Here is a 13651-nt window from a genome sequence, read left to right on the forward strand (position 1 = left end):
CTACGGTTTTCGTTTCTTGAGGACTCCCTGAAAATGTTACTTTTTTACCTTTTTACATCGGTTCGATTTATCGAACCGAAAAATTTGAAATTTTATGGATGCTAAGATCATTAACGACTATTATGATTTTCTGAAATGGATTTTGCTGAAAATAGCAAAATTTCCCAGAAATTTCAGATATACTTTCGGAGAAAGATTAGAGAATTTGCTTCTTTATATCATGGAGTTGCTTATTGAAGCAAAATATACTAAAGAACGCAGATCATTGCTCCAGAAAGCAAATCTGCAATTGGAAATATTGAGGCATTACATTCGTTTAAGCTATGATATAAAATTGGTTACAGATAAAGAATATGAATTCACCTCCAAACGAATAATTTTGATTGGAAATCAATTGGGCGGTTGGTTGAAAGGACAGAACAATAATGCCTAAACGCATCGGTTACATTTATCAGGAAATCTATAGTTGGAAGAATCTTGTAACTGCTTTCAAGAAGGCTCGAAAAAGTAAAAGAAGCAAAGAGGAAGTAGCGGATTTTGAATATAATCTTGAGAATAATTTATTAAATATTCAAGAGTCGCTATTGCAGAATAATTTCAGCTTTTCCGGATATAAACATTTCATAATAAAGGAACCAAAAGAACGGTTGATTTCTTGTGCGCCCTTCAAAGATAGGGTAGTTCATCATGCCATCTGCAACATTTTAGAACCTATTCTTGATAAATCCATGATTGCGGACACATTTGCCTGCCGCAGAGGTAAAGGTCTCCATCATGCTGTGAGAAGAGCATTCTGGATGTATCAGCAATGTGAGTATGTATATAAATTCGATATTCAGAAATACTTCTATACTATAGATCATGAGATCCTTTTAAATAAATTGCAGCGCAAGATCAAAGATTCCCAACTAATGAATTTGCTGAAAAGTTTATTGGAAACCTACAAATCAAGTTCCGATTACTATCTTCCTTTTGAAGACGATAATATTTTTGATTATGGTAGAAGCAGGGGATTACCCATCGGGAATTTGACCAGCCAGCTTTTTGCGAATTATTATTTGTCGGAATTCGATCATTTCTGCAAAGAACGTCTCCATCAGAAGTTTTACATCAGGTATATGGATGATATTCTTATTTTCGGTGATGATAAGGAGATTCTATATAGAATTAAGAAAGAAATTGAAGCATTTTTATCAGAGATCCGACTTCATGTTCATCCACATAAAAACGCAATTTCAAAGACAAAACATGGTGTAAATTTTCTTGGTTTCCGATATAACAATAACGCTATCAAATTGCAAAATAGAAATTTAATTCGCTTCAAACGAAAACTTCGTGCTTTTTCATCCAGAGAAATTTCAATAAATGATATTATTCTCAGCTTCAATGGTCATCTTGGTTACTTCAATTCGGGTCATTGTAATAAGATAGTAGAACAGATTCTAACCGAATATCAATTTTCGGATGGAAGAAAGAATTATAGGTTAGCAATATGAAGGGTGTCGAACAGAAACAGAGCCAAATTTTGCGTGGCGGTTCCTGGAACAACAATGACAACAACTGCCGGGTGGCAAATCGCAACAACAACAATCCCGACAACAGCAACAACAACAACGGTTTTCGTTTCTTGAATACTACCAGATGCCAGATTTTGTATTTCTTTCGATTTACAGAGCGTGCAATAATGGGAGTCCAGTTTGATGTCCGGTGTTAGTAATAACCGAAGTAATATTGCCTGGTTAGTAGGTGAATTCTCGAAAGCCGGAGGATTAATTTTGGTTTCAAATAGCCTGGGCGTTCACGCCCAGGAATTGGGATGAAACCCCAAAAGAAAACGCCGTTCACGGCGTTTGAGAATGGTAACGCCGACAACGGCGTGAGGGATTTGTTTTGTTCGTTCATTCGATCCTATGCGTAAACGCATAGGCTATTGAGGCGCAGGCTATTGATAATGTGATAAATATTTGGGGAATAATCAAATAGCCCAGCCGTTTTTAACCTATGGAATTCCGCAGGACTATTCCATCGGGTCACGCCCAGGAATGATGAATTCATTCCAAAAAAATAGCCCAGCCGTTTACGACTGGGAAAAATGACGTCCAACCCAAAAATACGCCGTTCACGGCGTTTAGGAAATGAAGTAATCAAGAATCATTTCCTCAATATATTCCCATTCTTCAAATTTGCTTCAAGATCAATTTCCATATCCTTATCAATGATGATGTTACCTTCTTTTATTGTTACCTGAAAATTTGTCTTTGAATCATTTGAAATGCCAATTGTGATGCTTTGAACAATTTCCGAAAAATATCCGCTTTCCCGCTGCCTTAGAATAAGTAAGTTTTCTTCCTGCTTCAGCTTTGTTTTCAATTTACTCCAGGGAAATCCATGCCCGGTAGCAGATAAAACAATCTTGTTTTCATTCGATTCAATCAATCCAACTTCACCTCTATGAACTGCAACTTTAATTGTATCATAATTCTTGAACTGTTCTAATTGAAACGTTTTTGAATATGAATATGGTGATGCCATTAAAATTAATAATATCAATGCAATAACTGCCAAGCCGATGATCGAGACTATTATTACTTTCTGCCTGGAAGCAGGTTCTTTTTGGTGAATAAAAAAGAGTCTTTTATCCAATTTTAAAAGATAATAAAATCCCGCTGAAACGAGATAAACAATTCCACCAGCCCAGATCACGTCGCTGGCAAAATGCCCGCCTTGAATAATACGGGCAAATCCGATCAAACCTCCTGAAGTTATTCCTGAAACAAGGAAAGAATATGCCGTTGCCTTTTTCTTTTTCCTCAGCACGAAAAATGGTGCAATCAAATAAAATCCCATCGAAGCATGGCCGCAGGGAAATGATTTTCCCGAGCTGTTCAGATCGATCTGCAAGGGTTTTTCATATTGATAATTGCCATCGAATTCTACGATATTGCGCGGTCTTGGTCTGCCCCAGTTATCTTTTAGAATAGAATTTATCAAAAGTCCCGGTCCGATTGCCATGATCAACACAAAATACAAAAATATCTTTCTGTATTTGACTAACGATTTTTTCCAAAAACTCATTCCCAATAGCACCAGACTTCCTACCGATAAAACAAGTGCAGGTAAATTGCCGTAATGATATAAAAATTTCCAGGGAAAAGAATCCTTTAAAAACCAACCGTAGTCTGATCGGTAAAAAAGCTTTTGAAACTCAATATCGAACGGAAATATCCAGAAGAGAACCGTGGAAGCAAACAGGATAACAAATGGAATTATGAAATCTGCAGCCATATAATTTATATTTTTCATGCTTTGCGTTTATCTGGAAGATCAAAATAAAGGCAAGCAAAATTTATTTTAGGGAACTCTCAAAAATCAGCATAAAAAAAACTTGTCAATATAACCAGCTTTAGAAATCTGAAAAAGTGATTTGGGTAAGAGCTCAAAAAAATGTGGTGTTAAGATATATTTAACACGAGTTGTGAGAAGTGATAATAAACAAAGTGTGGTGAAGTGAAAAAATGAAAAACAGATGTTTAGTGGTAACTGGTGGCGGTGATTGTCCGGGCTTGAATGCTGTAATCCGGGCGATCGTGAAAAGAGCATCTTTGGAAAAAGATTGGGAAATTATCGGCAGCATCAATGCTTTCAACGGCGTTTTGCTCGATCCGATGGAAATTATAGATTTAGACCTTAAAACCGTAGCAGGAATTCATGTTCGCGGTGGAACAATAATTGGAACGACAAATAAAGGCGGCCCATTTGAATGGCCTGTAAAGCAGGAAGATGGTTCCTACCAAACGGTTGATCGCTCTGCAGAAATGTTGAGAAAACTGGAATTCCTGAATATTAAAGCGATTATCAATATTGGCGGTGATGGTTCACAGCGGATTTCGCAAAGATTGTATGATATGGGCTGCAATATTATCGGTGTTCCCAAAACGATCGATAATGACCTGGGAGCTACCGATACGACTTTTGGATTTCCCACTGCCGTGGAAATTGCTACAGAAGCTCTGGACAAGCTTGTTACTACAGCAGCCAGCCACAATCGCATTCTGATAATGGAAGTAATGGGACGAGCTGCCGGCTGGATCGCTCTTCATTCGGCTGTAGCTGGCGGAGCCGAAGTCTGTCTTATTCCAGAAATTCCTTATGACGTTGAAATAATCAAAGAACATATCGAAAAGCGGATCGTGAATGGCAGAGGATTTGTGAATATTGTGATTGCCGAAGGTGCTAAACCAATCGACGGCAAAATGCTTTATCATGAGACTGAAGATAAAATTGGCACTTTTCGTCTGGGTGGAGCCGGTATCAGATTGAAACATGAACTAAAAGAAGCCGGTGTGGAAACCGATATTCGGGTAACCAATCTTGGTCATACTCAGCGCGGTGGAAAACCGATAGCCTACGATAGAATACTGGCTACCCAATTTGGTGTGAAAGCTTTTGAAATGGTTCTGGAAAAAGAATTTGGAAAAATGGTAGCAATCCAAAATGAAGAGATTATAGCAGTACCAATCTGTGATGCAATAGAAAAATATAATTTTGTAGAGATAGACTCCGATCTTATGCACACAGCAAGGAAATCTGGCATTAGTTTTGGAGAGCCTGACCAGGAGAATCCATAATAAACATGTTTACTTACAGGAGAGTTAATGGCAAAAGATAAAGTAGGAATTTTAACAGCTGGTGGTTTGGCTCCATGTCTGTCATCTTCCATCGGTAGATTGATAAAAAAATATTCGCAATTTGTTCCGGATGTAGATATTGTTGGTTATCTTAATGGTTATAAAGGTTTACTGCTGGGAAAATCGATCACAATTCCACAAAATGTTCGACATTCTGCAGAACTTCTATATTCTTTTGGAGGAAGCGTTCTGGGGAATAGCCGCGTAAAACTTACAAATGTAGAAGATTGCGTTAAAAAGGGTTACGTGAAGAAAGGTGAGAATCCACTTCAAATAGCTGCTGATCGACTTACTAAAGATGGAATTACGATTTTACATACCATCGGAGGAGATGATACCAATACTGCTGCTGCAGAATTAGCGCGCTATCTTTCTTTGAATGGATATAATTTAACAGTTGTGGGAATTCCCAAAACTGTAGATAACGATGTAGAACCGATCCATCAAACTTTAGGAGCCTGGACAGCTGTTGAACAGGGAGCAATTTTCTTTGAAAACGTGGCAAATGAAAATACTACCAGTTCACGCCAACTCATCATTCATGAAGTAATGGGAAGAAATTGTGGCTGGCTTACAGCTGCAACTGCATATGAATACCGCAAAAGACTTGATAAGAAAGCTTTTTTACCAGATGTTCTTCTCGCCAAAGAAAAATGGGATATCGATGCAGTTTATATTCCCGAAATGAATTTGGATATGAGAGCAGAAGTTGATCGATTATCCAAGCTTATGGATGAAAAAGATTGTGTAAATATTTTCCTGAGCGAAGGAGCTGGAGTAGAAACGATAGTAGCAGAAAAAGAATCGCAGGGAGAAGAGGTTCAGCGTGATGCTTTTGGGCATGTGCGTTTGGATGAATTAAATCCTGGAGAATGGTTTGCCAAGAGGTTCAGCAAAATGTTGAATGCTGAAAAAACTCTGGTTCAAAAAAGCGGATATTTTGCCAGATCTGCCTCACCAAACGATAAAGATCTGGAACTTATAATGCAATCTGCCGATAAAGCTGTAGAAGCCGCTTTAAACGGACAGAGTGGAGTTGTAGGTCTGGATGAAGATGAAAATAACGAAATGCGAGTTATAAACTTTTCCCGAATAAAAGGTGGTAAACCATTTGATATCAAGCAAAAATGGTTTGAACAAATGTTAACAGAAATCGGACAATTAAGATAGAAAAGAGGTGCAAAATGAAAATAAAATTTAGAGACGTTAGTTCAGGAATCGTAGAAGCAAGAGCAATTATTGAAATGGTTCCCGGCATTTTTATCAATGAAGTAACAATCCTGAAAAAAGATGGTGAGATCATCGTAGAACTTCCACAGAAAAGTTTTCGCGGAAAGGACGATAGAATGCACTACTTGAACATTCTAACTTTCGAAAGTGAAAATCGCGAAACACTTTGGAAAATGGAAGTAAAAGAAGAATATCTGAATTGGCGCAAAACAAACAAAAAAGTACTGGTATATGAGTCGTAAATTCATCATCGTGTTTGCTGAACTTAATGAATAATAGTCGTGACAGAGTTTTTCTGATCGGCGTTCTTTGGGGTTCCGAAGACAAGGAACATTTCGAAGAAACCATGGATGAACTCAAGCATCTTGCAGATACAGCAGAAACAGAAGTCGTAGAAGTTTTTATTCAATCGTTAAAACGTCCAAATACTTCCACATATATTGGCAAAGGAAAACTTAAAGAAATTGCCAATGCTGCCAATTCTAAAAGTGTTCGAACCTTAATCTTCAACAATAATCTTTCTCCTTCACAATCTCGCAATATTTCTGATGCGACCCGATGTAATGTAGTAGATCGCACAGAACTTATCCTGGATATTTTTGCCAAACATGCCAGAACCAGACAAGCAAAACTGCAGGTAGAACTTGCTCAATTGGAATATGCTTATACCAAACTTAAGCGAATGTGGAAACATCTTTCCCGCATTCAGGGAGGAATTGGTTTTCGTGGTCCTGGTGAAACACAGATCGAGGTGGATAGACGCGAGATAAGAAAGAAAACACAGATCCTGAAAAAGAAGATAGATCATATTGAAAGCACTTCCAAAACTAAAAGAAAAAGAAGAAAAAATATTACTTCAATAGCTTTGGTAGGTTACACAAACGCCGGTAAATCAACTCTTTTCAATAAACTGGCAAATGAAAAGCGTTACGTTGCCGATCAGCTTTTTGCAACTTTGGATGCCAAGACCAGGTCTATCTATCTGGAAAGTGGTGAAAAAGTAGTGATCACAGATACGATTGGTTTTATTCGGCAATTACCGCACAAACTGGTAAATTCTTTTCACACTACTTTGATGGAAGTTATAGAAGCCGACCTTCTTCTGCATGTGGTTGATGTTACACATCCCAGTGTAACCGAACTGATCAATTCTGTTCATTCTGTTTTGGAAGAGATAAACAGCCATGAAAACGATATTCTACTGATATTCAATAAGATAGATAAAGCTGGAGGAAATCATTTTAAATTCGTTAAGAAGCATTTAGTGAATGAATTCCCAGACAGTGTCTTTATTTCTGCTAAAACCGGCGAAGGAATGAATATACTTTTCAAAAAAATAGAAGAATTCCTGAAAAAAAGTAAAAATTCTATTAAATTGGAAATACCTTCCGAAATGAAAAACTTAATCTCGTTTATTTATGGGAATGCCGATGTTCTGGAAGATAAATATATTCCCGAAAAACACTTGAATGTGTTGGTAGTAAAAATTCCTCGACAATTATTACCAAATATTAAAAAGCAAATTGAAGAATTTAAATTAAAAAAATATATTGAAAGTTGAAAAATGGAAGTTGATAGAATTTCTTCTACAGATATCATCTTTGATGATTTGCTGAACTTAATCTTAAATTCCACAATTCATAAGCAATTAAATAAAACATGGACATGAAATACTTATATTTCAAAAATTGAACTAATTAAAAATTTAAAAAAAATAAAGGAGTCAGAAAAATGATTAGTGATTTGAATGAAGTATTGTCACTAAGCGTGAAGGGGATGAAAAAATCGGCCATTCGTGAGCTATTAAAACTTACGAAAGATCCCGATATCATCTCGTTTGCCGGAGGTTTGCCAGCACCGGAAACCTTTCCCAAGGAAGTCTTGATAGACATTGTAAAGGAAGTTATCGAAGAAGATGGCAGCCATGCCTTGCAATACGGCACCACCGAAGGTGATGACAGGCTGAGAGAATTGATCGCCGAAAATTACAACCAGGAAGGTTTCAACATTACCAAGGATGATATTCTTATTACCACTGCCTCGCAGCAGGGTCTGGATCTTCTGGCAAAAGTATTTATCAATCGCGGTGATAAAGTTCTGGTTGGTCTTCCTTCTTATCTTGGCGGATTGGGAGCTTTCAATGCTTACGGTGCACAAATGGTTGGAGTCAAATTTGATGAACATGGAATGTGCCCCAAGAAATTGGAAGAAAAAATAATTGAACTAAAGAAAAACGGTGAAAAACCAAAGTTTATCTACGTAATTCCAGATTTTCAAAATCCGGCTGGTGTAACTTTACCGGAATCACGCAGAAAGGAGATCATCGAAATTGCTTATAAATACGATATTTTGATCGTGGAAGACAGCCCCTATAAACAAATCAGGTTCGAAGGTGAAGATCAAGCCAGTTTATTTGCCCTGGATGGAACAGGACACGTTATAAATCTGGGAACGTTTTCCAAGATTTTTGTTCCCGGTTTCAGGATCGGCTGGGTGATCGCACATCGAGATGTTCTGGATAAATTCATCATGGCAAAACAAAGTACCGACCTTTGCACCAGTCCGTTTGTGCAAAAGATCGCTGCCAAATACATTGAAAAAGGATACTTCAAGGAAAATCTTAAAAAGACCATTCAGAATTACAAAGAAAAGAAAGAAATTATGATGGCGGCTTTTGAAAAATATATGCCGGAAGGCGTTACCTGGACCAAACCCGAAGGCGGTTTATTCCTGTTTGTTACCTTACCGGAATATATGGATACCGAAAAGCTATTCTTGAAAGCAGTTGAACAGAAAGTGGCTTTTGTTATTGGTTCTGTGTTCCATTGCGATGGCAGTGGCAAAAACACGATGCGCATCAATTTCTCTTACGTGGATAAAGAAAAGAATCTGGAAGGCGTGAAAAGGCTGGCAAAAGTTATCAAAGCCGAAATGAAATAAATGTTTTGTTAAGTTGAGATCGGAGAAGTCATTTTGGCTTCTCCTTTTTCTTAATGAGGAACTGTATGAAGGATGGAGGACTGAGGGGTTGATGAAAAAATACAATATAGCTATTGTAGGTGCTACAGGAGTGGTGGGCCGAGAAACAATAAAAATCCTGGAAGAACGAGATTTTCCTGTGGGAAATCTCAAACTGCTTGCATCCAGAAATTCGATCGGAAAAGTCCTTAACTTTCATGGTCGTGAAATAGAAGTTGAGGAACTTTCCAGAAAGAGTTTCGAAAACATTGATCTTGCTTTTTTCAGTGCGGGTGGAAATATCAGCAAAAAATACGTTCCCAAAGCTGTAGAAGCAGGAGCTGTGGCAATCGATAAAAGCAGTGTTTTCCGCATGGATAATCATGTTCCATTGGTGGTGCCGGAAGTAAATCCGCGCGATGTTTTCAAACATCAGGGAATTATTGCCAATCCAAACTGTTCCACGATTCAGCTTGTGGTAGCTCTGAAGCCTATTTACGATCTGGTTGGAATAAAACGTCTCATCATCAGCACCTATCAGTCGGTTTCCGGTTCAGGAAAGCTGGCGGTTCAGGAATTGGAACAGCAATCCGCAGAATACCTGAAAAAAGAAAAGATGACTCGTAAAGTTTATCCGCATCAGATTGCCTTCAATGTGCTTCCTCATATCGATGTTTTTGAAGATAACGAATTTACCAGAGAAGAAATGAAGATGATCCATGAAACAAAGAAAATCCTGAATGATGATACTTTGAAAATAACGGCAACAACAGCTCGTGTGCCAGTTTTTATCGGGCATGCCGAATCTGTATATCTGGAAACGGAAAAGAAGATCGATATTAATAAACTAAAATTGACCTACCTTAAATCTGAAGGCATCAAGCTGGTGGATGATACAGAAAATGCCAAGTATCCTCTTCCGATCATGAGCGAAGTTTATGACGATGTTATGGTAGGCAGGATCAGAAAAGACCTGGCTGTGGAAAACGGAATTAATCTCTGGATCGCGGCAAATAACCTGCGGAAAGGTGCAGCCTTGAATGCGGTGCAAATTGCTGAATTATTGATTAAGTAAGAAATGAAAAAGAAAAACCCATCTGTTCTGCGAGTGGAATTCAAAGCAGAAAAGCAGAAAGAGGAAATAGAAATGGATTTTTTCCATATTCGCTCCCTTGTAAAGGGGAGCTGTCCGACTACAGGAGGACTGAGGGGTTGATGACGAAAAATATCATAATCCAAAAATTTGGCGGAACTTCTCTTCATGATAAAAAGATCAGGAGAATTGCCGCGAGCCATGTTAAATGCTTGATTGAACAAGATATATCTCCTGTTATTGTAGTTTCTGCAATTGGCAGAAAGGGTGATCCGTATGCTACTGATTCACTCCTTGATCTTTCTAATTCCGAATTTCCACAAATAAATTATAGAAATAAAGATTTCCTGCTTTCCTGTGGGGAAGCCATATCTGCTGTAGTTTTTTCTCAAGCATTAAAACAGATCGAAATTGATGCTGTTCCCTTAACAGGCTTTCAAGCTGGAATTCTAACTGATGATAATTTTGGAAATGCCAAAGTTCAAAAAGTTTTCATCAAGAAATTATTGGATATTATCGGAGCTGGCAAAGTTCCTGTTGTTTGTGGATTTCAGGGAATGGATATAAACGGTGAGGTTACTACACTCGGTCGTGGTGGCAGTGATACAACAGCCAGCGTTCTTGGAATTGCGTTAAATGCACAAGAAATTAGAATCTATACTGATGTAGATGGAATAAGATCTGCCGATCCCAACAAAAAACAAAATTCCCGGGTTTTGAATGAAACCAGCTACGAAGAGATCGTGGAGCTGGCTTATAAGGGAGCAAATGTGATCCACCCTCGAGCAGTAGAAATAGCTTCAGAAAACTTTGTTCCAATCAGAATTTTATCAATAAACAGCGGGATTGACGGCACATTAATCAAAAAAATAAAATCGGATAAACCGGTAACCGGCATCAGTTCCAAAAGAGATATAATTTTTGTTCACATCGCACCGAACGAAATCAATGATTATCATACTGGAATTAGAATTTTCCAACTTTTTGCTGCAGCTGCTATCAGTGTAGATTTCATCGATATTCGCCAGGATTCGATCAGCTTTATTATTGATGCCGATATGGAAATGAAAGCCGTTGAAATATTGAAAAAAAACAATTTTGATTTTGAATTAAAAAACGATTTATGCAAAGTTTCGGTGGTTGGATCGGGAATGACCGGACAGCCGGGAATTATGGCAAAGATCGTGGAAGCTTTACATTCCCAGAAGATTACAATTCTGGAATGTACAGATTCACGGACGAGTATCTCATGTTTGATAGCAGAAAAAAATGAAATCAAAGCCATTTCCGCTTTGCACAAAATATTTGATCTGGATGTAATATGAAAATAATTAATTTATTGATTCTATTAAGTTTAACGTGTTTTTTGTTCGCTGGAGTTTCTTCACAGCAGGACAAAAAAAATATTGAATATCTGCAGATGCTGGATAAAAACATTACAGGCACAATAGAAGTGCTGTCAACCTTCAATGATGCCCTGGATGCCATTCCGTTTGAAGTAACTGGCATGAATGCTTTTTCTCAATTTTTAATGGAATTAACGATGGAATGCAGCAACATAAAAAAAGATATTTCAGATTCTTATGAGCTTTCCAGAAATGACAGGGAAGAGATGATTTATGTTTTGATTTCATCTCTGAATCCGGAAGTTAAAAGATTACCGTTTGATATCAGTAAACAAAGAGATTATCAAAATAAACAGATCGCACTGGTGATGCGGGGTAGAATAAAAAAACATATCCTGGAAACACAAAAGAAAATTTTTACAGAAGAAGCAGCTGTGCTGGAAAGCAAAACATTCAATAAATACTTTTTCAATCTGCATTCGCAGCATTTTATGTATCAATTGATGATGGATTATCTGGAACCATCGGAAAAGTTGAGTAAAGAAAATCGAGATTTTCTGATAACAATGGTGCAAGCCGTCGAGGATGATCTCATGGAAGGAAAGCCACCACAAGAAGGAGGAGAAGAAGAATGAGAAAATATTTTATTTTAATCTTTTTAGTTTCAGTTTTTGTTTTGAATGCTGTTCCCATACCGGATTTTGATGCGTTTCACAGATCACTTTATCCGCAAACTGTACGATGGAAAGGAACGAACTCTTCCAGTGAACCAAGTCGTGAATATCAGGTGGGAGACACGAACACATTCTGGCGCTGGGACCTTTCCGTGATGCCTCCAGCCTGGATACAAACTCCTGCTACATGCCGCGCTGTTGGTGAGCATTGTTACGTTTTTGTGGCAGATGATCAGTGGAATTTGAATATGGATCAGGACGATGTGGATATTGTTTTGAATTACTTGGAAAATGAGACAATGAACAGTTCGGATTATGGTGCTATCGAAATGGATATTGATCTTTTTGGTCCAATTCCGGACGAAATTGATAACGATCCGCGCCTGATAGTTTTCTATTCGGAACTTGGTTCATTTGGCGGTTCCACTTTTGACGGCTATTTCAGCGTTTACAATCAGGTAACAGAGCAACAGGCACAGCAGATGAATCCGTCCGGGCACAGCAATGAATGTGAAATGATCTACATGACTTGCTCTCCACTAAATCCTACCGATCCAATTCGTATTTCAGTTTTATCACACGAACTTGAACATTTGATCCACTGGGGACAGGATGTAAACGAAGAAACCTGGCTGGATGAAGGTTGTGCCGAACTGGCAATGGTCTATTTTGGAATGCCCGATCCAATTACCGGTTTTCCATCTCAACCTGATAATCAATTGAATGTCTGGAATCAGGAATGGGCAGATTATGTGAAGGTTATGCTGTTCTTTACTTATCTGAGGGAACAATTCACGACCGATCAAAATGAACTGATCTTAGATATAGTTTCTGATCCGACGAACGGCTTGAACAGTATTGTAAATCAGCTTATAGATAATGGCTTCACGATCCCGTTTGAATCTGTTTTTACGAATTGGACAATTGCCAATTTTGTGGATGACACAACTATCGATCAGGGACAATATGGTTATGAACTTCTGGATCTGCCAAATTTCAGCACAGCAGGATCGCACACGAGCTTTCCTGTAAATAGCAGTGGAACTGTCGATCCCTGGGCAGCAGATTACATTCGGGTTTTTCCAAATGGAATGAATATCGAACATGAAATTACTGTGAATAATGCAGATCAGGCAATTGGACTTATCAGGAAATTGAATGACGTGGAAGAATTTGAAGTTGAAACTTTCAATGTAAATGCATCCTGGACAGGATATTTACCTCCGGAGTGGGATGATCTCTATTATTATGCTGTTTATGTTTATGCCAATCACAATGCTACGCAGCTGGATTATTCTTATTCATTGGAAGAAGTTGTGGCAAATGATGATGAATTGATCATTCCTGAAAATGAAATTTCTATTTATCCCAATCCCTTCAATCCTTCCACGACAATCAGCTTCAATGTACCGCAAACATCCTCGTTTGCGACAATAGAAATTTACAATCTAAAAGGACAGAAAGTAAAGACATTTTCGTTCCCAAACGGGAGTTTAGGAACGAGTAAAGGTTTGGTTGTTTGGAATGGAACCGACGACAATAACAAACCAGTTTCCTCTGGTATTTACTTTGCAAGATTAAAAGCTGGGAATGTAGAAGCAAGTTGTAAGATGTTGTTATTAAAGTAATTATCAATTATCTTTCCGTCAGTTTCTTGTTTAG

The 13651-nt window shown here is 38.0% G+C and carries 13 protein-coding genes; 12 read left to right on the forward strand and 1 reads right to left on the reverse strand.

The annotated features are described in order from the left end of the window. Positions 1–94 precede the first annotated feature (94 nt). Genes avd through K9N40_07000 form a run of 3 tightly spaced genes read left to right on the forward strand, consistent with a single transcriptional unit; the run spans position 95 to position 1714 of the window. Positions 95–433: a diversity-generating retroelement protein Avd gene (gene avd / locus K9N40_06990; GenBank protein MCF7814204.1), complete on the forward strand. Its 339-nt coding sequence runs from the start codon at positions 95–97 to the stop codon at positions 431–433. Then, on the forward strand, positions 426–1496 hold the full coding sequence (locus K9N40_06995; GenBank protein ID MCF7814205.1) for a reverse transcriptase/maturase family protein: 1071 nt from the start codon (positions 426–428) through the stop codon (positions 1494–1496). The genes avd and K9N40_06995 overlap by 8 nt, the downstream gene beginning before the upstream one ends. After that, complete coding sequence (locus K9N40_07000; protein ID MCF7814206.1) at positions 1493–1714, forward strand: SUMF1/EgtB/PvdO family nonheme iron enzyme; 222 nt, start codon at positions 1493–1495, stop codon at positions 1712–1714. The genes K9N40_06995 and K9N40_07000 overlap by 4 nt, the downstream gene beginning before the upstream one ends. A 437-nt stretch (positions 1715–2151) precedes the next feature. On the opposite strand, the gene K9N40_07005 is transcribed toward K9N40_07000, so the two are convergent. Further along, complete coding sequence (locus K9N40_07005) at positions 2152–3303, reverse strand: phosphatase PAP2 family protein (GenBank protein MCF7814207.1); 1152 nt, start codon at positions 3301–3303, stop codon at positions 2152–2154. A 212-nt stretch (positions 3304–3515) separates the two neighbouring features. Here K9N40_07005 and K9N40_07010 point away from each other — a divergent pair, with 212 nt between their 5' ends. The 9 genes from K9N40_07010 to K9N40_07050 all read left to right on the forward strand — a co-directional run bounded on the left by K9N40_07010 (position 3516) and on the right by K9N40_07050 (position 13617). After that, positions 3516–4628, forward strand: a complete 1113-nt coding sequence (locus tag K9N40_07010) for an ATP-dependent 6-phosphofructokinase (protein MCF7814208.1) — start codon at positions 3516–3518, stop codon at positions 4626–4628. 27 nt (positions 4629–4655) lie between these two features. Beyond that, a complete protein-coding gene (locus K9N40_07015; protein ID MCF7814209.1) occupies positions 4656–5858 on the forward strand; it encodes a pyrophosphate--fructose-6-phosphate 1-phosphotransferase in 1203 nt (400 codons plus the stop codon). Positions 5859–5872: 14 nt separating this feature from the next. Next, positions 5873–6160, forward strand: a complete 288-nt coding sequence (locus K9N40_07020) for a hypothetical protein (GenBank protein ID MCF7814210.1) — start codon at positions 5873–5875, stop codon at positions 6158–6160. A 26-nt stretch (positions 6161–6186) separates the two neighbouring features. Further along, positions 6187–7479 carry a GTPase HflX gene (gene hflX, locus K9N40_07025; protein MCF7814211.1) on the forward strand — a complete coding sequence of 431 codons (1293 nt, stop codon included), beginning with the start codon at positions 6187–6189 and terminating at the stop codon, positions 7477–7479. A gap of 170 nt (positions 7480–7649) precedes the next feature. Beyond that, positions 7650–8858, forward strand: coding sequence for a PLP-dependent aminotransferase family protein (locus K9N40_07030; GenBank protein ID MCF7814212.1), 1209 nt, complete (start codon positions 7650–7652; stop codon positions 8856–8858). Between the two features lie 91 nt (positions 8859–8949). After that, on the forward strand, positions 8950–9951 hold the full coding sequence (locus K9N40_07035) for an aspartate-semialdehyde dehydrogenase (GenBank protein MCF7814213.1): 1002 nt from the start codon (positions 8950–8952) through the stop codon (positions 9949–9951). Positions 9952–10091: 140 nt separating this feature from the next. After that, on the forward strand, positions 10092–11294 hold the full coding sequence (dapG, locus tag K9N40_07040) for an aspartate kinase (protein MCF7814214.1): 1203 nt from the start codon (positions 10092–10094) through the stop codon (positions 11292–11294). Beyond that, the gene (locus K9N40_07045; protein MCF7814215.1) at positions 11291–11950 is read left to right on the forward strand and encodes a hypothetical protein; all 660 of its coding nucleotides are present in this window, start codon (positions 11291–11293) and stop codon (positions 11948–11950) included. The genes dapG and K9N40_07045 overlap by 4 nt, the downstream gene beginning before the upstream one ends. Further along, a complete protein-coding gene (locus K9N40_07050) occupies positions 11947–13617 on the forward strand; it encodes a T9SS type A sorting domain-containing protein (GenBank protein ID MCF7814216.1) in 1671 nt (556 codons plus the stop codon). Before K9N40_07045 ends, K9N40_07050 begins: the two co-directional genes overlap by 4 nt. Positions 13618–13651: the final 34 nt, after the last annotated feature.

The organism is Candidatus Cloacimonadota bacterium (genome assembly GCA_021734245.1).
In the GTDB taxonomy this organism is placed as follows: Bacteria; Cloacimonadota; Cloacimonadia; order Cloacimonadales; family TCS61; genus B137-G9.